The sequence below is a fragment of the Bacillus sp. FJAT-27245 genome (assembly GCF_001273955.1).
Lineage (GTDB): Bacteria > Bacillota > Bacilli > Bacillales > Cytobacillaceae > Bacillus_D.
On record NZ_LIGI01000001.1, the window covers coordinates 4151439 to 4174629 of the forward strand.

General features: G+C 48.1%; 18 protein-coding genes and 1 riboswitch. Of the genes, 4 read left to right on the plus strand and 14 right to left on the minus strand.

The annotated features are described in order from the left end of the window. Nucleotides 1-302 precede the first annotated feature (302 nt). Complete coding sequence (locus ADU24_RS20310) at nucleotides 303-1328, plus strand: Gfo/Idh/MocA family protein (protein WP_053368344.1); 1026 nt, start codon at nucleotides 303-305, stop codon at nucleotides 1326-1328. A gap of 83 nt (nucleotides 1329-1411) precedes the next feature. Here the strand turns inward: ADU24_RS20310 and ADU24_RS20315 are convergent, their stop codons facing one another. The 3 genes from ADU24_RS20315 to ADU24_RS20325 form a co-directional block, all read right to left on the minus strand. Then, the gene (locus tag ADU24_RS20315) at nucleotides 1412-2200 is read right to left on the minus strand and encodes a nucleotidyltransferase domain-containing protein (protein ID WP_053368345.1); all 789 of its coding nucleotides are present in this window, start codon (nucleotides 2198-2200) and stop codon (nucleotides 1412-1414) included. A 514-nt stretch (nucleotides 2201-2714) separates the two neighbouring features. Further along, a complete protein-coding gene (locus ADU24_RS20320) occupies nucleotides 2715-3320 on the minus strand; it encodes a pyroglutamyl-peptidase I (protein WP_053368346.1) in 606 nt (201 codons plus the stop codon). A gap of 15 nt (nucleotides 3321-3335) precedes the next feature. Continuing rightward, nucleotides 3336-4940: a gamma-glutamyltransferase family protein gene (locus ADU24_RS20325; RefSeq protein ID WP_156324652.1), complete on the minus strand. Its 1605-nt coding sequence runs from the start codon at nucleotides 4938-4940 to the stop codon at nucleotides 3336-3338. 214 nt (nucleotides 4941-5154) lie between these two features. Beyond that, nucleotides 5155-5241, plus strand: a riboswitch (cyclic di-GMP riboswitch). A gap of 76 nt (nucleotides 5242-5317) precedes the next feature. On the opposite strand from ADU24_RS20325, the gene ADU24_RS20330 reads away from it, so the two are divergent. Then, complete coding sequence (locus ADU24_RS20330; RefSeq protein WP_053368348.1) at nucleotides 5318-6799, plus strand: DUF5667 domain-containing protein; 1482 nt, start codon at nucleotides 5318-5320, stop codon at nucleotides 6797-6799. A 93-nt stretch (nucleotides 6800-6892) separates the two neighbouring features. Here the strand turns inward: ADU24_RS20330 and ADU24_RS20335 are convergent, their stop codons facing one another. The 3 genes from ADU24_RS20335 to ADU24_RS20345 all read right to left on the minus strand — a co-directional run bounded on the left by ADU24_RS20335 (nucleotide 6893) and on the right by ADU24_RS20345 (nucleotide 10438). Further along, nucleotides 6893-7390 carry a GNAT family N-acetyltransferase gene (locus tag ADU24_RS20335; protein WP_053368349.1) on the minus strand — a complete coding sequence of 166 codons (498 nt, stop codon included), beginning with the start codon at nucleotides 7388-7390 and terminating at the stop codon, nucleotides 6893-6895. A 41-nt stretch (nucleotides 7391-7431) separates the two neighbouring features. Beyond that, nucleotides 7432-9441, minus strand: coding sequence for a penicillin-binding transpeptidase domain-containing protein (locus tag ADU24_RS20340; protein ID WP_053368350.1), 2010 nt, complete (start codon nucleotides 9439-9441; stop codon nucleotides 7432-7434). Nucleotides 9442-9604: 163 nt separating this feature from the next. Beyond that, on the minus strand, nucleotides 9605-10438 hold the full coding sequence (locus ADU24_RS20345) for a M23 family metallopeptidase (protein ID WP_053369027.1): 834 nt from the start codon (nucleotides 10436-10438) through the stop codon (nucleotides 9605-9607). 119 nt (nucleotides 10439-10557) lie between these two features. Here ADU24_RS20345 and ADU24_RS20350 point away from each other — a divergent pair, with 119 nt between their 5' ends. Next, nucleotides 10558-11013 (plus strand): VanZ family protein, encoded by a 456-nt coding sequence (locus ADU24_RS20350; protein ID WP_053368351.1) that lies wholly within the window; start codon nucleotides 10558-10560, stop codon nucleotides 11011-11013. A gap of 1422 nt (nucleotides 11014-12435) precedes the next feature. On the opposite strand, the gene spoIID is transcribed toward ADU24_RS20350, so the two are convergent. The 4 genes from spoIID to ADU24_RS20375 form a co-directional block, all read right to left on the minus strand. After that, nucleotides 12436-13467, minus strand: coding sequence for a stage II sporulation protein D (gene spoIID / locus ADU24_RS20355; protein WP_053368352.1), 1032 nt, complete (start codon nucleotides 13465-13467; stop codon nucleotides 12436-12438). Between the two features lie 295 nt (nucleotides 13468-13762). Beyond that, nucleotides 13763-15073: a UDP-N-acetylglucosamine 1-carboxyvinyltransferase gene (gene murA, locus ADU24_RS20365; RefSeq protein ID WP_053368354.1), complete on the minus strand. Its 1311-nt coding sequence runs from the start codon at nucleotides 15071-15073 to the stop codon at nucleotides 13763-13765. A 32-nt stretch (nucleotides 15074-15105) separates the two neighbouring features. Continuing rightward, nucleotides 15106-15840, minus strand: a complete 735-nt coding sequence (locus ADU24_RS20370; protein ID WP_053368355.1) for a YwmB family TATA-box binding protein — start codon at nucleotides 15838-15840, stop codon at nucleotides 15106-15108. A gap of 574 nt (nucleotides 15841-16414) precedes the next feature. After that, on the minus strand, nucleotides 16415-16651 hold the full coding sequence (locus ADU24_RS20375) for a DUF1146 family protein (protein WP_053368356.1): 237 nt from the start codon (nucleotides 16649-16651) through the stop codon (nucleotides 16415-16417). 274 nt (nucleotides 16652-16925) lie between these two features. Between ADU24_RS20375 and galU the strand changes: the two genes are divergently transcribed. Continuing rightward, a complete protein-coding gene (gene galU / locus ADU24_RS20380) occupies nucleotides 16926-17804 on the plus strand; it encodes a UTP--glucose-1-phosphate uridylyltransferase GalU (RefSeq protein WP_053369028.1) in 879 nt (292 codons plus the stop codon). Nucleotides 17805-18065: 261 nt separating this feature from the next. On the opposite strand, the gene ADU24_RS23210 is transcribed toward galU, so the two are convergent. Genes ADU24_RS23210 through nuoL form a run of 4 tightly spaced genes read right to left on the minus strand, consistent with a single transcriptional unit; the run spans nucleotide 18066 to nucleotide 23185 of the window. After that, nucleotides 18066-18224 (minus strand): hypothetical protein, encoded by a 159-nt coding sequence (locus ADU24_RS23210; RefSeq protein ID WP_156324653.1) that lies wholly within the window; start codon nucleotides 18222-18224, stop codon nucleotides 18066-18068. Nucleotides 18225-18275: 51 nt separating this feature from the next. Further along, the gene (nuoN, locus tag ADU24_RS20390; RefSeq protein WP_053368358.1) at nucleotides 18276-19793 is read right to left on the minus strand and encodes an NADH-quinone oxidoreductase subunit NuoN; all 1518 of its coding nucleotides are present in this window, start codon (nucleotides 19791-19793) and stop codon (nucleotides 18276-18278) included. Nucleotides 19794-19799: 6 nt separating this feature from the next. Then, a complete protein-coding gene (locus ADU24_RS20395) occupies nucleotides 19800-21320 on the minus strand; it encodes an NADH-quinone oxidoreductase subunit M (RefSeq protein ID WP_053368359.1) in 1521 nt (506 codons plus the stop codon). Then, nucleotides 21320-23185 (minus strand): NADH-quinone oxidoreductase subunit L, encoded by a 1866-nt coding sequence (gene nuoL / locus ADU24_RS20400; RefSeq protein WP_053368360.1) that lies wholly within the window; start codon nucleotides 23183-23185, stop codon nucleotides 21320-21322. Before nuoL ends, ADU24_RS20395 begins: the two co-directional genes overlap by 1 nt. Between the last annotated feature and the right edge of the window lie 6 nt (nucleotides 23186-23191).

A 23191-nucleotide genomic window follows, 5' to 3' on the forward strand; every position in this document is an offset into this window, starting at 1 on the left:
TGAAAAAAGAGATTAAGCTGCTTGGGCGACTTTTACGAAAAGGGCAATAGCAGATTTCCGACCGATACCTGCTCGACTTTTACAAAAAAGGCAAGTGCAAAAATCAGCCGGAAAACCGGGCAATTATCACAAAAAAACCGGCCGCAGTGACTAGGTTGATAGGAGTACCCGGTTTCCTTCAGTCCGTACACCGATACATCGTTGTTTTCCTTTCACGATTCAATTTGATACAATATCCGTAGGTCTTTAAGTGCCCGGTATAATCCGGGCCAAAAATTTCACTTGCCAAACAGGAGGATACAATGACGAAATTAAGGTTTGCGATACTTGGATGTGGAAGAATTTCATACAAGCATGTCGAAGCATTGATTAACAACAATGAGTATGCCGAGTTGGCAGCGGTTTGCGATATTGATGAGAAAATGGCTGTGCAACGGAAGGAACAGTACGAGGAAAAAGTTCAGGGTTCCGACGTGAAGGTTTATACTGACTACATAGAAATGCTTGAAAAGGAGCAGCTTGACGTTGTCACCATCGCGTCAGAAAGCGGCTACCATGCCAAGCATGCAATTGACTGCATGAACAACGGCACCCATGTGCTTGTTGAAAAACCAATGGCGCTTTCCGTAGAAGATGCGGATAAGATGATTGCGGTTGCGAAGGAGAAAGGCAAGAAAATCTGCGTTTCCCACCAGAACAGGTTCAACCCTCCAATCCAGAAGCTAAGAAGGGCTATCGAGGAGGGCCGCTTCGGCCGCATTATGAGCGGAACGGCGCGAATCCTTTGGACACGTGACATGAATTATTACAAGCAGGCTCCATGGAGGGGAACTGCCGCGCTGGATGGCGGGACTTTGATGAACCAGTGCATTCACAACATTGACTTGTTGCAGTGGATGCTTGGCGGCTCTGAAATTGAGCGTATCCATGCCGAGCGTGAAACATTCCTTCGCGATATTGAAATGGAGGACTTCGGCGCCATCCTAATCAGGTTCAAGAACGGCTCGATCGGTATTGTCGAAGGCAGCGCCGTTGTTTACCCGAAAAACCTTGAAGAAACACTGAGCATTTTTGGCGAAAAAGGAACTGTCGTCATCGGCGGCCTTGCAGTCAACGAAATCAAAACATGGCAATTTGCCGATGAGCGCGATTACGACAAGGAAGACACAAGCACCGATATCGACAGCGTCTACGGAGAAGGCCACACGCCGCTCTACAAGGACTTTATCGATGCCATCAACGACAACAGGGAACCGCTTGTCAACGGTGAAGAAGGTAAAAAAGCGATGGAAATCATCCTGCGCGCATACGAAGTTTCACCTAAATAAGATGACAAAAACACAGCCGGCGAGGCTGTGTTTTTTGTTTTAGGATGGATTTGTCATAGTGCTTCGGATTTTCCCATATTCCTTTACGGAATGCTCCAGGCTTCCTCCAGCGTCTCGCGGAAAAGCCGGTTCAGCTGTTCGGTGGGGTCCTCAATTTTGACATTGAGTGTTTTGGCATATGCCTCTAGGCGGCTAATTTCCCCTTCAATAAATTGATTAATTGCTTCAATCCTTGGCTCCTGGTCCAGCTCATCACCGGCAATTTTTCGCTTCAGCAAAATCATCACTTCATCCTTGAGGGAACCATTCGGAAGAATATCTTCCACAAGCTCCATAAACTCCATTGGCGGGATTGTATTGTATTTTTCAATCCAGTTTGCCGCCAGGATTGGGCGCAGAACATAAAAATACTTCTTAATTTTTACCGACGGGCCCTTTAGGTAATCACGGTAATTTCCCTTTGCCATATTGAGATAATGGTGGATTCCCGAAACCGGCGAGTAAGTGTTGCTGCTCAGTTCTCTTAATTTATCGATTACCGTACCCGACTGACCATACACTATGCCAGAACGGAGCCACTCCAGCAATGGCGGATTCGATTTTCGAAATAATCTAAACGCCTTCGTTAGCTCCCATCCACTTACATCAAGCAGCTCATCAATCGGAATGGAAATGGGATCATGCTTTGGAATTTCGATTACATCCCTCCCCTGGTCAATCGACAAATACCAGTCCTGTGTGTGAATGTAGATAAACCGGACATCGTAGTCGCTGTCCTTGGACGGAAACCCCCAGGCCCGGCTCCCGGACTCACAGGCAAACAATATTTTTACGTTGTAATCTTTTTCAATTGTGGCAAGGACATCGCGGATGTGGTCTCACAAAGTGGTTTCCTCCTGGAATGGTTTTTCGTTTGTAACAGCTGTTGAGTCATTTATCAGATTTTCAAAGCTCTATCAGCCGTAGGTCGCCTTTTATCAGTTTTTGGGCACTCTAACAGCCGTTAGTTGTCTTTTATCTGTTTTTGGGTACTCTATCAGCCGTTAGTTGTCTTTTATCAGTAAATCGGAATGGATTATCAGTAAATGGACAAGCTTTATCAGTAATTGCTAATGGTTTATCAGTAAACAGGCAAACTTTATCAGCAAACAAATAGATTTGACCAACATTCGGAAAACTTTCCCTGTCAGATTCCTAATAGTATAACAAAAACCAGGGTATTCGGTCCCCTGGTTCATTTTAAAATTCGTTTAATTGCCTTATAAGCTGAGTAAAGACCATTTCAGCACGCAAACCTTATCGAACGTTCTCTAGAATCGCCGTCATGACCGTTTCAGCCGCCGAATTCTATCCAAAACGCTCTAAACGAGCCACTATTAATTCTCCTTAATCCAGCGCCTCTATTAAAACCTTCACCGCGTCAAGCAGGTCTCTGTCGCTCCAGGACGGCATGGTCTTTTTCCCAGCTACAGCTAGCTTATGGGACGCGGGAATATGGACGAAACCGGCGGGTACCTCCTTGCCAGTTTCCGCTAGTTCATGAAGCGTGGCATACATAACATTGTTGCAAAGGTAGGTTCCCGCAGTATTGGAAATTTCGGCGGGAAAGCCGCTTTCCTTCAGTGCGTTTACCATCCGTCTGATTGGAAGTGTCGAAAAGTAGCCGTCCGGCCCGCCCTCGACAATCGGCGCATCCTCAAGCGCAACTCCATAGTTATCGGCGGCTCCGTCCCGGCAGTTGATTGCAATCCGCTCCGGCGTAATCGATGAGCGCCCTGCAGCAAGTCCAAGTGAGATGACCGCATCCGGCCCCTCTTCGCGGATTTTTTCCAAAAGCCGGCCTGAAGCCGAGTTGTAGTCTACTGGCAAAAGCAAACCCGTGATTTTGTAACCGCCAACTTCTTGCCCGTCCAATGCGGAAACAATCTTTTCCGTCGGATTGATAGGAAAGGACAAAAATGGCTCAAAGCCTGTCAAAAGCAATTTCTTCACTTGAAAAATCCTCCTCTACCAGCTGGCAATGCTCCCATCGGTCCGTTGCTCGGTACCGCCCGTCAGCACACCTGTCTTAGGATCCCGGACAATAATCTGCCCGCGCCCGAAACCGCCCGAATCATAGGCTACCGAAATCGCATGGCCCTTGGCGGCAAGCTGCTGGATGACATAATTAGGATACTCATGCTCCACATCGACCCGAAGCCCCTCAATCCACTGCCAACGCGGAGCATCGAGGGCAGCCTGCGGGTTCAGCCCGAAATCGACCATATTCATTACGACTTGTACATGGCCTTGGGGCTGCATATAGCCCCCCATGACCCCGAACGGTCCAATCGCTTCCCCGTCCTTTGTAAGAAAGCCCGGAATAATCGTATGGTAACTCCTTTTGCCCGGCTGCAGGCAGTTCTCATAGTTCGGATCGAGCGAAAAATCACATCCGCGGTTTTGCATTGAAATCCCGGTGCCAGGCACCACAATCCCTGAACCGAAGCCCATATAATTGCTCTGGATAAAAGAAACCATATTCCCTTCCCCGTCTGCTGTTGCGAGATAGACGGTGCCTCCTTTTGGAAGGCTGCCTGGCTCGGGTACCTGTGCTGTTTCCTGGATATTGGATCGGGCATTTTTCACGTATTCTTCTGATAAAAAGTCGTCCACTTTTGCTTTCATCGTGCGCGGGTCGGAAATATATGCCTTGCCATCCGCGAACGCCTGCTTCATCGCTTCAAGCTGAATATGGATGGCGTCCGGACTTTCACGGTGTGTAAAATTGTATTCTTTTAAAATATTCAATGCCATAAGAGCAATCAGTCCTTGCCCATTCGGCGGGATTTCCCAAACGTCATATCCTTTGTAATTGACAGAAATCGGTTCGACCCACTCCGCCTGATAGGCTGCAAGATCAGATTTACCAAGGAAACCACCGGCTGCTTTTGAAGCAGCGGAAATCTTTTCAGCAAGACGGCCGCGGTAGAAGCTTTCCGCCTTTGTCTCCGCAATTTCCCGCAGTGTATTGGCATGGTCTGGGGATTTCCACATCTCTCCCGGCTCCGGCGCCCTGCCGTCTGGCGTAAACAGCCTGAACCATTCATCGAATTCCGGTCCGTTCAGCCTTGTTTGAAAAATTTTATGAGCCCTTGCCCAGTACTTCGCGGTGATAGGCGATAACGGGAAACCATTTTCGGCATACTCGATGGCAGGCCGCAAAACGTCTGTAAGTGGCAGCCTTCCAAAACGTTCGGACAACATTGCCCATGATGACGGCACCCCGGGAACCGTAACAGGGACCCAGCCGGCCGAAGGCATTTTCTCGTGCCCTAGCTGTTTGACCTTGTCGATTGAAATGCTTGCAGGTGACGGACCACTTCCATTCAAACCGTAAAGCTTGTTTTGCGTCCAGACCAGTGCAAATGCGTCGCCGCCAATCCCGTTCGATGTCGGCTCGACAACCGTCAAGCAGGCCGCTGTTGCAATCGCCGCATCAATCGCATTTCCTCCTTGTTGAAGAATGCTCAGCCCGGCCTGGGCCGCAAGCGGCTGTGATGTCGCAACCATTCCATTTCTTGCAACAGCCGCCATCCGGCGTGATGCAAATGGATAATTTAATAGTGACAAACCCTCTTCCCCCCGGCAAAAGAACATAGTTTTTTACATTCCTTCTGTTTACACATGGAGCCATGGTTTAAATCTGGTAAAACTGGAATTACTTCGTTACACGAAAAGTATACCAAATGACCTATTAAACTGTCTAAAGGTTCCGAAAAATAGAAAACAATTTTTTTACTATTTTTTAAATAGGAAATTTATTTTATACTAAAATTGCAATTAAACTCCGAAAGGGCACACCTGGGGAAACCCGGCGCCGCAAAGCTACAGGGGCTTCGACCATAAACGGTCATGCCAGCCAGCTGCCGAAGAGCTAAGAAGGTTCGAATCCATCTTCTTAATCTCCCTTCGGTTTTAATTGTAATTAAATCGTGGGAGAGAAAGAGATGAAGAAATTTGTATTTAGTGCCGCCTTGGCGGCAACCTTTGCGTTTGGGACAACCGCAAGTGCAAGCACAGAGCTTGAAGGGACGGCGGGAACAACCCCTGATCAGTTCATGTATCACTTCGACCAGTTCTTTGAAGACCTAAGGCTTTTCTTTACGTTCGATTCGGAAAGGGAAGCGAGCCTGTTGATGGAATTTGCAAAGGAACGCCTTGCCGAAGCAGCCTTGATGACGGAAAGCGAAAAGACCGAATTTGTAAGCGGCGCTGTAGCGGATTATGCCAAACTCCTGGAATCCGCGAAAGAAGCTGTATCTGAGGTTATCTCCGATGAAGATGCCTCGGAAGAAGTGAAAGAGGAATTAACAAACGAACTCGAAGAAACAGCTGAACTTGACGAGGCAATTGAAGGCCAGCTTGAAGAAGCAGAGCTGGAAGAGGCAGCAAAGGTTATTGACGAAGCTTATTTGGTCGCGAACGTTATCAAAGGCTTTGATACTGAAACCGTCAAGGAGCTTCGTACAAAGGACTTTGGCTATGGGGAAATCACAAAAATTATCTCCCTATCAGAACTTAGCGGAAAAACGATTGAAGAGTTAACAGCATTGCTGGAAGAAAAGGACATTGATGAAGTTATGGCCGGCCTTGGTGTTACGATGGGCCAAATCAAATCTATCGTCCTTGATAAAAAAATTGCCTACCTGGAAAAATCACTTGCGGAAGCGGGAGAAGATGAAGATTCCAAACAGGCGAAAAAGCTCGAGAAGAAACTTTCTGTCCTGACTGCCAAAAAAGAACGATTTGCTGCGAGGGACGAAGAGAAAGAGGATGACGGGCAGGAAAGTGAAACCCCTGCAGAATCCGGAGAAAGCACGGACAGGGAACAAGCTGAGGATAACGGCGGTACTCCGGCAAATGAAGGACAAACTGGAGACGGCCAGGGTACAGCCGAAGAAAAAACAGCCAGCGAAGCAGCTTCAGATAAAGTTGCCGAAACGGCAGATACCGAAGCCAATCAGACAATGACAGCAGCATCGGCTTTGTCCAAGAAAGAAACAAATACAGTCATTTCTTCTGTGGTGAAGAAAGAAAAACCGGTAAAACAGTCTCCTGATACTGTTAAAAAGGAAAACCCGACTAGCAAAGCCTCCGGAACAGCGAAGAAAGAAAGCGCGCCTGCCAAAGTCGAAAAAGAAAACGTAAAGGCGCAAACCCCGGTTCCAGCCTCCAAAGAAACAGTGGGGCAGAATAAAAAGGAAAACGAGCCGGCACAAAAAGAAAAAGCTGCTGAGGAAGCAAAAAAGCCAGCTGATCCGGGCCACAAAGGTAAAGAAACCTCTGAACAAGCTAAAGAGGAAAAAACAAATGGCGAAGCGGGTGGCGGCTCCGATAAAGGCCATCAACAGAAGCCTGAAAAAGAAGTGAAAGAAGTGAAAGAAGAGAAATCCGAAAAAGAAAACACAAAACAAAAAGGCGGGAAATAATCCGCCGCCTCAGAGGCACCATCCAATCGGGTGGTGCTTTTTTATTTTTTCAAAACGCCAGCCTAAAAGGGCTCTCTTCAAAACAATGCTCTATTAAACAAGGTCCTTATGAAGAATGTACTGTTCGCCAACCCGGCCCATAATCCGCCTGCCCCGGTCCACGAAACCGGACTTCCTGTATACGTGCTGTGCTGCGCGGTTTCCGTGGTTGACAGCAAGGACTATTTCCGTTTTAGCCGTGAAATGCCTTTTAACAAAATCCGTAAGCTGCCGAAGTGAATGGCTGGCGATTCCGAGTCCCTGATAGTTGCTGTTGATGGAATAGCCCCTTAAGAGGATGGCTCCTGGGTTCTCAGAAAACGGGGCAACCCCCTCCCCTTCATGCAGGACGAAAAACCCGGCAGGCTCTCCATTGTGCAAAATCACGACAGGATGCCTGCCGCTGTCCCCCTCGCATGCTTTTAACGCCTCCAAAGGCATTGCCGTGAACTTCTTCTGCTCCTTAGGCAATGTATACCCTTCGAAATAATCCCGGTGGCTCTCATTGTAAAATACTAGAGCTACCGATTCGGCTACAGTCCGCCTTTCCACCCCAGTCCCCCTCCTCGTCTAACCTAATTTACGGTGAATTCTTATTTCTGCGCTTCCATAAAAATGTTTTTGACGAGCTTGACCGGGATTTGCGAGCCGCCGCGCTTCTGGACGTTTTCGACGAGCATGGCCACAAGCATATCACCCGCATCCGCGTTGTAGGCGACAAACCAGCCGTTTTCCTTTCCGGTTTCGCCCTGGACCGCCTTGCCGATTTCAGCTGTGCCGGTCTTTCCGGACAGAGGATAGCCTTTTATTTCCGCGGCACGCGCTGTCCCGCCCGGATCGGCTACAACCTTCCTGAGGATCGCGCCCACCGTTGAAGCCGCTTCCGGTGTGATGGCCTGTTCCTTCAGCACTTGCCCATGCTGGTCATCAAGGAGCAGGACAGGCTTAATCATATTCCCGCCGTTCAGGAATGGCGTATACGTTGCCGCCAAATGGACAATGTTCATCTCCAGCTGTGCCTGCCCATAGCCGGCATCGGCCAACAGCATATCCTTATCAAGCGAACCTAGCTGCGACGCCTGGAGCGGGAACGGATAGCCGAAATCCTCCTCGAACGCAAACTTCTTCAGTCCTTCGGCGAATCCCTCTTTACCCATCTTCAAGGCTGTCTGGGCAAAATAAATATTGTCCGAGAACACGAGCGCCTTTTCCAGATTTACATTGGCGGCTTCATGCACCCTCGTGACAAAATATCCGCCCCACGAGGCGTCCTTTTGCCATTTCAAGCCCTTCACGTTCATCGTGTCGGCCGGGTTGATCGCATTCGCGGACAGCGCAACCCCGGCAACAATCGGCTTAATGACCGACCCCGGCGCAAACCTTTTATTGAATCGGGTGTTCTTCGGATTATTCGGGTCATCGTTCAGAGCCTTCCGTTCGGCCGCCGACATCCCGAACACCTCTTGGTTCGGGTCAAAGGACGGCGAGCTGACAAGCGCGAGCGTTTCCCCTGTTTTAGGGTTGATCGCGGCCACAGCTCCGGCTTCCCCCTTCATCTGCTCGGTAATTTTCACCTGCAGCTCAGCATCGACCGTAAGCTTGACTGGCTGGCCGTTTACGACTGGCTTTTCCGCAAGGACTTCGTGCCCGCCACCTTCCTTGTTAATCACAATCTGGATGCCGGGCACCCCGCGAAGCTGTTCCTCATACACCTGCTCGATGCCGCGCTTTCCAATGGTGTCACCGCTGGAATAGCCCTTCCCTTCCAGCTTCTCAAGCTCTTCCGCTGTCAATTTCCCAACGTAGCCGACAAGATGGGCGGCCGCGGCCCCATACGGATAAATCCTCGACTCCACCTTCTGCGTATGGACAGGCTCCAGCTTAATCAATTCCGCGATTAAAGCCTCATCGTTCATTGACACCTTTTTAAGCGGCACGAAATAGTCGGGCTTTACCCAGCTTGCCTTAACCGCCTTTTCAATGCTTTCCGGTTCCATATTAAGCAATTTTCCGAGCTGGGCAATTGTTTCGGCTTCCTTCCCTTCCATATCCTTTGGAACGATGCCCACCTCAAACACAAGGCCGGTTGTCGCCAATGGATTGCCCGTCCTGTCAAAAATCTCGCCCCTCTCAGGGGTTTGCGTCGACAGGGAGATTTTATCGCCCTTCCCAAGCTGGGGGAAAATATAGGTTGTATTCCAATCAACATACCAATCTTCCTTTTTGTCCCGCTCCTCCTTCACAAGGTACGCATCATGGCCAAACTCAATCGGGCCGGCGATGCTGTCCATGCTTGCGGTAAAGCCGTATGTCGCTTCTTTGCCTTCCATCTGCTTGTCTTCTTTCGGCTTTGAAAAACTCACCTTCAAATTGCCGATCTGGAGGTCTCCATAAATCTTTTTATATCGTTCCGTAAATTCCTGTTTGCTGATTGAAGCTTTCGCATCCGATGACAAATAGCCATACATTCTGTCAAAATCCTGTTTGTTCCATAGTTTCACGTATTCGGAAAAGCGGTCTGCCGGGTCGGGTTTTTTCTCCGTACAGCCAGCCAGAGCGGCTGCCAGAATCAAGGCAGAAACAAAAATGAACAGCTTTTTCATCACCCATCCCCCTTTTCGTTTTGTCTCATTTTACCATAGTTTGCGGAAATTCCCGAAGGAGGACACTTTGCGTGCAGGGTGTTTCGTAAAACCGATACTTGGGCGTGGGCCAATTTTCCACAAAAAAAAAAGAGAGGGTTAACCCTCCCTCTGCATTGTGTTATTATGAACTTTTTTGTACGTTATCCGTTTTGCCGTCGGAGTCGCCTGATGGTGCATTAAGCTCGTCCCCGGCGGAATCGGCATCTTCTTCATCAACAGGGGCGTTGCTGTTCCCTTCACCCTCGGCTGCTTCTTTCTTATTGGAGGGTTCGCTTTGGAGCGAGCTCAGCGGCTTGTCGAAGTAGTTTGCCGGATTAACCGCTACGCCGTCTTTACGGATTTCAAAATGGACGTGCGTGCCGCCTTTTTGGTTTACGAGGCTTTGGCCTGCCGCGGCAAGTACCTGCCCTTTTTCAACCTGGTCGCCAACCTGGACCTTGATGTCTTTCACGGACTGATAGTGTGTTACAATACCTTTGTCGTGCTGGATTTGAATTACATTGCCGAGCAGCGCATCTTCCTCGACCCTTGTAACCGTGCCGCTTAAGGATGCGACCACATCAAACGCGGAGCCATCCTTCATTGCAATGTCAAGGCCGGTGTTCGGGACAAATTTGTTGTTGTAAACAACCAATGCTTTTTCCTGCTCTTTCGAGTCGGCGGAGTTTTCATAGAATTTTTTCTGAATGACCGCCTTCTCCTTGTTTGCAACCGGCATCACGAAGTTCTCAAGCGACTTGTTCACCTCAAGGGCTGGCTCGTTGAACTTCTTCTTGGCGTTTTCAGTAGTTTTGTTGTAATTGTACTTTTCCGCTGAATTGCCGCCCATTTGATACCAAAGGACACCTGTCAGAATGATTGCCGCACTTGCAATGTAGACTGCCGGTACTACCCAGCTCTTTTTAAGAAAACGTTTAAAACCTCGAGAAGATTGCTTTTTTTCTTCCTCTCTCATTTTCATCACCTCAGCAATCATTCTGAACACAATGGTAGAATTATATACATTGCCTGACAAATTTTTAGAATATTTTTTGCCAACAGGCGCAAGTTTATGCATCATGAAGGAGGATTTTTATGAAATTTGTTTTAACATGGGCGTCCAGGCTGCTCCCTTTCATCTATATGGCCATGATTTGGATCATGTCCAGCCTGCCAAGCAACCACTTCGTCGAACTTCCCGATTCGTCCCTCGACCGGACAATCAAGGAATCACTCCACCTGATTGAGTTCGCAATTCTGTATGGATTGTACGTCTTTGCCTTTCTTTCTGGGAAAATAAAGTTCAAGAGAAGTGTAAATATGCTCCTCGCGGCCGCTGCTGCCCTTTACGGGCTCACGGATGAAATCCACCAGTCGTTCTACCCCTATCGCTCCGCATCGCTGTTTGACCTTTTTAAAGACGTCCTGGGGATTGCAGTAGTGTATTACTTTGTGGATGGCGCTTTGTTCAGGGGGAAGTTTCCAAAGGTTAGAGGATTGCTTTGTCGATGGAGAGATGCCGTTGGCCGGGGAGGGCGGATATTGGACTAGCATCCAGCTTATTGGGTCCAAGGCATAATAAACCGGGATAGAGGCAGTAATGAATTCATTCCTAGCCTCTATCCTTTTTTATTTTGAATTTCATTACCTATGCGTACTATAGTACGCGTGAAGTTGCCTTGGTGCACTTTTCCGGCCCCGTAAAAAGCGAACTATTACTAACCAATTTACGAATCAAGATGTCACTCACAGAGCTTTAGAAAAGATCCGTTTGTCGTCTATGCGTACTATAGTACGCATAAAGCTGCCTTGGCGCATTTTTCCACCCCTATAAAAAGTGAACAATCAATATCCAATTCACTAATCAAGATGTCACTCACAGGGCTTTGCAAAAAATCCGTTTGTCGTCTATGCGTACTATAGTACGCATAAAGCTGCCTTGGCGCATTTTTCCACCCCTATAAAAAGTGAACTATCAATATCCAATTCACTAATCAAGATGTCAATCACGGGGCTTTGCAAAAAATCCGTTTGTCGTCTATGCGTACTATAGTACGCATGAAGTTAACTTGGTTAATTTTTCCGCAACTATAATAAGCGAACTATCAATATCCAATTCACTAATCAAGATGTCAATCACGGGGCTTTAGAAAAGATCCGTTGTCATCTATGCGTACTATAGTACGCATGAAGTTAACCTGGTTAGTTTTTCCACACCTATAAAAAGCGAACTATAAATATCCAAATTCACTAATCAAGCTGTCAATCACGGGGCTTTAGAAAAGATCCGTATGTCGTCTATGCGTACTATAGTACGCATGAAATTGCCTAGGCGCATTTTTCCAGAAGTAGCGAACTTTCAATAACCAATTTACTAATCAAGGGATCTCTCATTGGTCTTACAAAAAATCCGTATGCGTACTATAGTACGCATTTTGTTCTTTGGTGAACTATCTTAGCCCCTGAAAAAGGCGAACAGATTGTGAACTAATCAGGGATAGGCATACCTTAGGACTCATTTCTCATAAAACAGAAAACCCTTATAAATAAGGGGTTTTTCGTACACTTTACAAAAGCCTCATACCGCCTATGCGTACTATAGTACGCATTTTGTTTCCTTAGGTGAACTTTTTTACACGAAGAAAAGGCGAACAAGCTAGGAATCCGAGGGTGAGGAACCACTTGGCAAGGCATAATCCAAATTGCTAATCAAAAGGCTCTTCCAGGTTTATGTTCACTTAAAGAAGCTTGAATCGGGTTGGCTTGTCAGAGATAGCGCGGATGTGTGACAAGCGGAGGCCCCGAATCGGGTTAGGCTGTCGACAAGTGATCCTTCAGCACTTAAACAGCATTTAGCCTATGCGAACTATAGTACGCATGAAGTTGCCTGAATGAACTTTTTAAACTCTAATTAGGATTGTGAAAACAGAAAAAACCGACCTCATAAAAGGCCGGCTTCCTAAAACCTATTCCTTATTTCCTCGCTGAAGCCGTAATAGTTACAAGCAGGCTGTCGGCGGGGGKGATTTCGATTCCCTTGTAGTAGTATTTGACGATTTGCTGGTACGATTTCCCCTCGGCCGCCATGCCGTTGGCTCCATATTGGCTCATTCCGACGCCATGGCCAAAGCCGCGGGTCGTGATGACGATTTCATTTCCATGCCGCTCCCACGAAAAGTCGGAGGATCTAAGGTTTAGCTCATCGCGTATCTTTCTCCCGCTGAGCACCTTGCCGTTGAAGTCGACCTTGCTGATTCGGTTGCCTGTGGTTCGGCCGGTTATTTTGCCAATTGTTTTAGAATTGCCGAGCTTTACGCCAAGCCGTTTTTCAAAGTCGGATACGGAAATACTAACCCTGTCTTTGAACTTTGGCGATTTCCGATCCCATGGGCTTTCAACGCTTCTCAAGTAAGGGAAAGCATTTCCCCAGTATTCCTCCGAGTTTTCGGTGAAGCCATTGCTGGTTGAAAAAAATGTTGCCGTGATGGCGTTTCCATTATATGTGAGGATTTGGCCGTCGGTTGAGCGGACCGCTTCGGCTATTTTCTTTCTTTTCCAGTTGTAATCCTTGCCCCATACTTTCTTCAACTCGGCATCGCTTTTATAAACCTGATGGATTTCAGTATCACTCACCTGTGCCCCTTCAGGAAGGCCGGTCTTTCCCTCTGCCATGAGTTGTTTGACAATATACGTCCGGGCGGCGAGCGCCTGTGCCTTCAGAGCTTCTTCTTCAAACTCGGCGGGCATTTCGGCGGCTACAACACCTTCGAGGTAGTTGTTTAGAGGCAGCTTCTCAACCTTTTTAAGCCCCGTCCTGTATACCGTGACCTCAACGGCCGCGTCTGCTTCATGCCGGCTTTCTTCAACTGGGGCTTTTTGCAGTTTTTCACCCAGGCTTCCGTCCGCCCCCCTGTCCTTGTAGGGGAGAACAAGCAATGCCGGGATTACAAGCGTTACCGCAAACAGGAAGGATGCTAGTGCGATGATCGATTTCATATTTTTCATGAACGAGCCTCCATTTGAAAAGTAAACGGCCGGCATAGCCGGCTCCGCTTCAATAAAACATATGGCGATGGACAGGAGGTTATGACTGGAAAATAGGGTTTTGGAGCCTACACAGGGAACTAAATGGCAGGCGCTATCGTTCAAATGGAAGCCCTATTAAATTTAAGCGGAAACCGCCGCACGAACTTTTTTTCCAAAAAGAAAAGCCGAAGATGGGCATCTGTCAGACATCTGACAGCCCCTTCCTTCGGCTTTCCCGCAATCGCACTAAACATGGCGATTATTAAAGAACATATTATGCATTCAAATCAGTAACAAGCGTTTCCTCTTCAGTGTAAACTTCGACTGTATCGGTTACACGCTCCACATCGGCTCCAAGTGCCGCAAGCTTCTGGTGGAAGTTTACATAGCCGCGGTCGAGATGCTTCAATTCCGTTACCCTCGTAACCCCTTCCGCTACTAGCCCGGTAAGGATGAGAGCCGCTGCAGCACGAAGGTCGGTTGCCGCGACTTCCGCACCTTGAAGGTTTGATTTACCCGGGATAATGACCGATCGACCTTCAATTTTAATATCTGCGTTCATACGGCGGAATTCTTCCACATGCATGAACCTGTTTTCAAACACAGTTTCAGTAATCATGGATGTGCCCTCCGCACGGAGAAGCAACGCCATCATTTGCGATTGSATGTCGGTCGGGAAGCCTGGATGCGGCATCGTTTTAATATCGACCGCCTTTAGATTATCAGAGCCGATTACCCTGACACCGTCCTCTTCCTCGTTAATGGTAATTCCCATTTCCTCCATTTTCGCAATCAATGAAGATAAATGCTCGGGAACAGCCCCCTGGACAAGGACATTGCCGCCCGTAATTGCCGCGGCTACCATGAACGTGCCAGCCTCGATCCGGTCCGGAATAATGGCATGGTCCGCGCCGAACAATACGTTCACACCTTCAATTCTGATTGTGCCTGTACCCGCGCCGACAACCTTTGCGCCCATCTTGTTCAAAAGATTGGCAAGGTCGACAATCTCCGGCTCCTTAGCGACGTTTTCAAGGATGGTTGTGCCTTCTGCAAGCGTTGCCGCCATCATGATATTTTCAGTAGCTCCCACACTCGGGAAATCCAGATAAATTCTTGCGCCTTTCAAGCGGCCATCAACTTCCGCTTCAATAAATCCGTTTCCGACTTTCACTTTCGCACCCATTGCTTCAAAACCTTTCAGGTGCTGGTCAATCGGGCGCGAACCAATCGCGCAGCCGCCGGGCAATGCCACACGGGCGCGGCCGTTGCGGGCCAACAACGAACCCATTACCAATACTGAAGCACGCATTTTTCGAACATATTCAAATGGTGCCTCTTCTTTCAACTCTCTGGATGCATCTACTACAACTTGATTATTTTCAAACACGACTTCTGCGTTTAAATGTCGTAATACTTCGTTGATCGTATATACATCGGAGAGAGCCGGGACATCACGTATAATACTTTTTCCATCACTGGCCAACAATGTTGCAGCGAGTACAGGCAGTACAGAATTTTTGGCACCCTCAACCCTGACAGTTCCATTCAGCCTATTTCCGCCGCGGACGATGATTTTTTCCAAGTGTATTCCCCTCCGCGTCCATGTTCACTATATTAATATTCAATCGTAATGATGGGGGTTCCGACTGTCACAGCCGTATACTTTCCCCCTGTCGAGCGAACAGCAATTTGTACATTCATTCCATTTTCAAAAGTGTCGGTAAACAATGGCGAAAACGCCGAAATTGAGAAGAAATCCTTTTCCCTGATTGCTTCGGTTTCAACGGCATTTAATCGTTTCATTATGTTGCTGGTTTTTTTGGATAAAGCCTTTTCCATTCTATCATTGAAAATGCCAGTGATACAAGAGAAATTTAGCGGTTCGCCTCGAAATATGTCATGCTGGCGATCCTTGAATCCGCCTTTTGCGAAAAAGGCTTCACTTTCTTCATTCCATTCTCCGCCCGCGACTCTATATATTATATACGCATTTGCCTTGTGGGGTGTGCGGGTCGAAATAATTTGAAGATATTCCCTTCCATAATCGAATCGAGGGGATACAGCCGCCGCTTCCCATTTCCCTCCGGTTGTCGAGAAGGACCATTCCCAGCCTGGGAACTTGTCCTGAAGACGCGCAGCATACTCCTCCAATTTCCCGGGTGAATCGGAGTCCTCAATTATTTCGCGTGAATAAACCGTCCACTCCTTAAGCAAACTATCTTCGGCTTCCAATACAGCCGCAAGCTTGATTAGTTCCGGTGCACTGTCAGCTACTATCGTTCTATTCCCAAGTTCAAACAGTACAAAACCAATAATGGCAAAAATTGATAAACCCAGCTTTATATTCATGCACCGATCCCCTTCCCCTCATTTACATTTTTGCCAAGGGGTTGAGGGGCATACATGGGAATTCCCGTCACTTTTAGACAAAGTGCAGACAAAACGCGAACTTTGTAGAATAATGCACAATAATGATTGTACTCAAAATGTGCCAGCTTGAACACATGTATTAAGTCCTATATAGCTGGCTTGAAACGCAAATTCCATAAAAAACCGTTACCCCGGGAATGCATTTTTATCCCAATCACGAAGCCACAGGCAACTGGCCTGGACAAACGGCAATACATCCGCTTGATAACAGCAAAAACAAGGCCAATGGAAGGCCCTGGTTTTAAAATTTCATATGAAAATACACCTGTACGGGTAAAACTTCCATGCCTCGCTCCGTTTTAGTAGAACAAACTGGGGTACTGCGGTTTAATCCCCGTTCCAGTGTTGGAGCAGAACATAGCTAACCATCGATAGGCAATGAACAGCCCCGCTGATGGAAGGAATACTTTATTTGACAGGCCTTTTGATAATGAATTTCCACGGCCCATTTATTATTTTTAAAAAAAAGGAACTTAAGAAGGCGGCCTGGCCGTTAATCAAAAATAGCCGGCAGCTGGCGGGACAGCAGAAGGTAATCGAGGAAGAAATTGCTCACAGCGGTACCAATGGCAATTGCCAGCAATATGTACAAAACCCTGGCCTGCATCACACGGTTTGCCCTTAGCAGTTTTTCGAAATTCAATGCCTGGATTGCCCACCATGCCAAAGTGATGCACAAAAGATGCACCAGAATTCCAACCAACGCGCCCGTTCCGAGATCCAAAATCAATAAAACGCCCCCTTTGCATGCCTTTTCGTGCCTTGGCGGATGAGCATAAAGCACTTACAGAAACACAGGCAAAAGATAAGGGAATATTTAGGAGCATTCCCTTGTCTGTTATCATTTAGTGTGAAATAATCATTCATGATATGATAGTAGAAAAGCTTCTATCTAAAGCCTCTCCAATACTATTGTATGGATAGCCCGAGGGAAAAGCAATCTTTTGGACCCTCCGCGGAGCAGGAAAAGGATACATAAAATTTTGGGTTTGAAGGTGATTTTTATGAAGAGGGTAAGAAAGGCGATTATCCCGGCCGCCGGGCTTGGAACGCGCTTTTTGCCTGCCACAAAAGCAATGCCAAAGGAAATGCTTCCGATTGTCGACAAACCGACTATCCAGTATATCGTCGAGGAAGCAATAGAATCAGGTATTGAGGATATCATTATCGTTACCGGCAAAGGCAAACGGGCCATTGAGGACCATTTTGACCATGCATTCGAACTTGAGCAAAACCTGCTTGAAAAGGAAAAATTCGAGTTGCTCGAAAAAGTCCAGGCCTCATCAAATATGGTGGATATACATTATATCCGCCAAAAGGAGCCACGCGGGCTTGGCCATGCGGTTTGGTGCGCCCGCAACTTTATCGGCAATGAGCCCTTTGCCGTCCTCCTGGGCGATGATATCGTCCAGGCAGAGGTGCCCTGCCTCAAGCAGCTTATCAACCAATACAACGAAACCCTTTCGTCCGTCATCGGGGTTCAAAGGGTGCCTGAATCGGAAACGCATCGGTATGGCGTAATCGATCCTTTAGAGGAATACAATCGCCGCTACCAGGTAAGGCAGTTCGTCGAAAAACCGAAGCCAGGGACCGCCCCATCGAATCTTGCAATCATCGGGCGCTATATCCTGACTCCGGAAATCTTCATGTTCCTGGATAAGCAAGAAATCGGTGCCGGAGGGGAAATTCAGCTTACCGATGCAATCCAAAGCCTCAATGAAATACAGAGGGTTTTTGCCTATGAATTTGAGGGGAAACGATTTGATGTCGGGGAAAAACTAGGCTTCATTGAAACGACACTGGAGTTTGCGCTGAAAATGCCTGAACTCAAAGAGGATTTGCTTGCGTTTATGAAAAAACAGCTCGACCTGAACGAGGGATGATGGTCAGCCTCATTAAAAATCTCGGTTAAACGAGAAAACAGCCGCGCCTCTAATCCTGGGTGCGGCTTTTTCAATATGGAGCCGATTAACGCTTCCAAATCCAGATTGGTAGGCTGGGACTAGGATTGCTCCTTAAAAACAGTCTGTGTTCCATTTCCGGGCTCTTAAGAGGCGTAGACTACTCCAGACATACAGGATACCTTCCAAAAAAAATTAGGGGCCGCCTCCAAATTGAAGGAAGCGGCCCTTTGCTTTTTGCTTCTATGTTTCCCCTTTGAATACATGCGGCTTTCTTCCCCCAAAGATACCCGCAAGTCCTTCATGGCCAAGAGCCGCCTTTCCCCAAAGGCAGCTGAATGGCTTTCGATCTCTGGCGAACCCCTTCCCCCAAAGGTGCCCGCCATCCAATGGGCTATCCAACCTCCTGATTTGCGTAAAGAAATCATGGAGGTTCCGGCAGCCACCAATTCCCTATTTCAAAAATTCCCCAAAACCGCCGAAGTTGTTATGCAGGAAGTCCAGTGCAAGATTCGGCATGATTCCGAACAGGACGCTTGCCGCCACTGTAATTGCAAGAGCGGCGAGAATTCCTGCAGGAACCTTGAATTTTGTATCATCCACCGCCGGACGGAAGAAGATTTGCGTCAAAATACCGAAGTAGTAAACATACGATACGACTGTCGTTGCAATCATAATGGATGCGAGAACATAGTGCGGATTATTCTCATCAATGAACGCGCTCAGGAATATGTTCATTTTGCCAATGAATCCTGCGGTACCCGGAAAACCTGCCAACGAGAGGATCAAGATGCCAAAAGCGGCAGAAAGCAATGGTGCTTTCTTGTAAAGGCCGGCGAAATCCTTGATGTCCTCCGACCCAGCCTTTTCGCTCATCAGCTGGATGATAGCAAACGCCCCAATATTCATGAACGTGTATGCCACCAGGTAGAACCACACTGCATCAAACATAAAATAGCTGAGCGATGTAAACGCGACAAGGATGTACCCCGCATGCGCGATGCTTGAGTACGCAAACAGGCGCTTGATGTTCCGCTGCCTAAGCGCGACAACATTCCCGACTATCATTGTCGCCGCCGCCAGGAATGCGATATAATCCTGCAATTTAAGCAATAGCGGCAATGATTCAGGGCCTTCAGAAACTGTCATGCCGAAAACCGTAAGCATGATTCTGATCAAGACAATGAAACCGGCCGCTTTGGAAACGACGCTAAGGAAAGCTGTTACAGGAATCGGTGCTCCCTGGTACACATCCGGCGCCCACATATGGAACGGTGCCGCCGCAATTTTGAAGGAAAGCCCGACCAAAATCATGAAAAATGCGATACCAAGAAGATAGACCTGCTGGGTGGAAGAGATGTTTGAAAGCGTGTTGGCAATCTCCTTAAGGTTTGTGGAGCCGCCAATCCCATAAACATAGCTCATCCCGAACAACGTGATTGCAGTCGATATACTTCCATTAATGACATACTTCATGGCCGACTCATTCGAATTCAGCTGGTTCCTCCGTATACCCGCGAGGATATAGGAAGAAATCGACAATAACTCCAGGCCGACAAACAGCGTAATCAAATCGCCGCTTGACGACATGATCATCCCGCCGAGAAGGGCTGTCAGGAACAAGTAGAAAAATTCACCTTTGTACTCCTGGAATCCGTCCTTCGGCTCATAATGGACGGCCAACAGCATGACAAGCGCGGATCCTCCAAGAAGAATCAGCTTAAATACCTTGCCGAAGCCATCCAGCCTGTACGTATCAGCGAGAATGGACGTTACTGGCGCATCAAGCATGCCGACCAGGGAAATCCCGGCCGCCACGATGGCAGCAAGGGACAACCAGCCGAACATTTTGCGGTCGCTGCTTTTTGGCAAAAACAAATCGAGAATCGTTAATAGCGCGGCTGTACCGAGTATGATGAACTCAGGCGCCATAATGCCCCAGTTGTAAGATAGCAATTCTTTGAGTTCCATAGTTCATCAACCCCCCAGCCCAAGCATGATAGTTTTAAGTGCGGATTCCAGCGGTGAGCTGAGCACACTTGGGTATACGCCGATCAGGACAATCAGGAACAGCAATGTCAAAGCCGGCACATATTCAACCCCTTTTAAATCCAGGACCCCTGTAAATTCACGGTGCGGCATTCCGTACGTGATGCCAAGGATTGCCCTGAGGAGGTATGCAGCTGTCATGATGATTCCAATGCACCCAATGGCTGCAAGGACTGGCATTTCCTTAAATAACCCAAGGAATGCCATGAACTCGCTGACAAAGCCTGACATCCCCGGAAGGCCGAGAGATGCCATCCCTCCGGCGAGAAGGATACCCGCCGCAATCGGCATACCTTTTGCCAGTCCGCCCAAATTGGCGATGAGCGACGTATCAAGGCGCTCATAAAACACGCCAACCAGGAAGAACAGCAAGGCGGAAATCAAGCCGTGCGAAATGACTTGGAAGATTGCACCCTGAATTCCCGCTTCATTCAATGCGGCAAGGCCAATCAAGACAATACCCATATGCGAAATTGACGAGTACGCCAAAACCATTTTGAAATCCTTTTGGATAAAAGCCAGGAATGCCCCATAGAGGAGATTCACTACGCCAAGGATGGCCAGCAGGACTGCAAGCTGTTTAAACTGCTCCGGAAAAATGCCCATACCGAAACGGATTAAACCGTAGGCCCCAATTTTCAAAAGAATCCCCGAGTGGATCATGACAATCGCGGGTGGCGCCTGGACGTGGACGCGGAGCATCCAGCTGTGCAGCGGGAAGATTGGCAGCTTTATTCCAAAAGCAACCAGTAGGGCAATTAAAAGCCCCATTTTCGCCCCATCCGAAATCGGAGCCATCAGTTGTGCGTCCGGATTTCCCATCAGTTGCTCCAGCAGGGCGATATTCGATGTCCCTGTCCTTGTGAACAAGACCATGATGACGATCAGCAGGACAGCCGATCCAAGCCCGTTGTAAATTAAAAAGCTGTAAGCTGCTTTTTCCTTTTCAAAATAACCCCATTTTCCAATCAGGAAAAACATCGGGATCAGTGTTAATTCAAAGAACAGGAAGAACAGGACAAGGTTTTGCGCTGTAAAGACGCCAAGCATGCCCACTTCCAGAAGAAGGAAGAGCATGAAATACCCTTTCCATTCCTTCTTGACCATGCCCGATGCGATGGCGGCCAATGAAGCGACAACTGCTGTCAGGACGATCATCAGCATGGAGAACCCATTAATACCCATTTCATAATAAATGGAAAAGTACTTCTCTCCCATTTGCTTGAAACCGCCAAACTGAATCCAATCGGCCCTTGTCGAGAAATCCGCCAGGTCCTTGCCGGCGAGGTAATGCGCATAGGCCGCAAGCGACAGAAGCAGTGCTGGCAAGGTTGCAAGGAATCCAACCAGCTTTATCGCTTTTTCGTTCGTTTTTGGCAAAAATGCCAGGACGAGAATGCCGAGCAACGGGGAGAATACCAAAATAGTCAGTATATAAGAAAGGTTCATTACAAATACCCCCCTGTCAGCGCAAAGATGACTGTCAATACGGCCAGTCCGATAAAGGCGACCGCCGCATATGTCTGAATTTGCCCGGACTGAAGCTTGGATCCCGTTTTGCCAAATCCACGGATTGTCCCGGCAACTGCAGAAGCAATTCCTTCAACGAGGAACACATCGATGTAGCGGAAAAGATGACTGACCACTTTTGTCGCATTGATAATGGTAAGCTCGTAAAACTCATCGATGAAATATTTGTTGTAAAGGACATTGTAAGCACCAGGCGCCGCCGAGCTGAGCCAGTCGCGGGACAACGAACGCTTCCCGTACATCAGCCAGGCAAGGTAGATCCCGCCCAGCGAGACAACTGTTGCAGCAATCATGATCCAGGCCGGGCCTTCAATATGGCCATGGCCCAAAGCCGGGTTTCCATCCACAAGCCAGTCGCCGAGGAAGGTACCGAACCATGGTGTGTTGACATAACCGGCCACGACCGCAAGTACACCAAGCACAACCATTGGCATTGTCATGCTGCCTGGTGATTCATGGACATTCTTCATGTTCGAACGGGATTCGCCCCAGAAGACCATGAAGAAAAGCCGGAACATGTAAAACGCAGTAAAGAATGCCGCGATAAGCGCGAGCAGGAATAAAACAGGATGGCCGTTTTCCCAAGCGGCAATCAAAATTTCATCCTTACTGAAGAAGCCTGAGAACAACGGAACACCGCTGATAGCGAGCGTCCCGATCAGGAAGAGCGGGCCAGTAAGTTTCAGCTTTTTCCACAAACCGCCCATTTCCTCAATATTTTGAGTATGGACTGCATGAATGACACTTCCTGCTGCAAGGAACAATAGCGCCTTGAAAAATGCGTGTGTCATGAGATGGAATACGCCGGCAACATAACCAGCGGAGCCAAGGGCCAGCATCATGTAGCCAAGCTGGCTGACCGTTGAGTAAGCAAGCACCCGTTTGATGTCCTTTTGAACAAGGCCGATGCTCGCCGCGAAAATTGCGGTAAAGGCACCGACAATTGCCACCGTCAGCAAAGCCGTTTTACTGGCGGCAAAAAGCGGGAACAAGGCCGCCACCAGATAGACGCCGGCCGCTACCATTGTCGCGGCGTGGATTAATGCCGAAACCGGAGTCGGGCCTTCCATTGCATCCGGAAGCCATGTATGGAGCGGAAACTGGCCTGATTTGCCCATAGCGCCAATAAAAATCAGGATGGCAATCAGCGTAAGCATACCCGCGGTGATGGCTCCCGCATCCACCGCAGCGAAGATTTCATCATATTCAAAGCTTTTGGTTTGCCAGAATAATAGAATCATGCCGATTAACAGCCCGACATCGCCAATCCTGGTCATAATAAAAGCTTTTTTGGCTGCTGCCTTTGCTTCTTCCTTGTAAAAATAAAACCCGATCAGCAGGAACGAACCGACCCCGACAAGTTCCCAGAAAATATAGGTTTGCAGAAGGTTCGGCGATACGACAAGGCCGAGCATCGCAAAAGTAAACAAGCCAAGATAAGCGTAAAAAACCGGAATGCGCTCGTCCCCGTGCATATATCCCCTTGAGTAGATATGTACGAGACAGCTGACGAGAGACACGATAAACAGCATTAATGCATTAAGTTGGTTCACTTCAAAGCCCGCTGTTAGTTGAAAATCCCCTATTGTAAGCCATACGGCCTCAGCCTTGTATGTTGGCGCCGAAAACCGGTCCACAAGCACCACCACCGACATTGCCAGCGAGGCGAGTGTCAGCGCAATTCCGACAAAGGCGCTTGCCTCTTTGAGCCGTTTGCCAAATAGAAGAAGAATCAAAAACGATAAAAGCGGGAAAAGCGGTATGATCCATGCATTTTCCATCAATACACT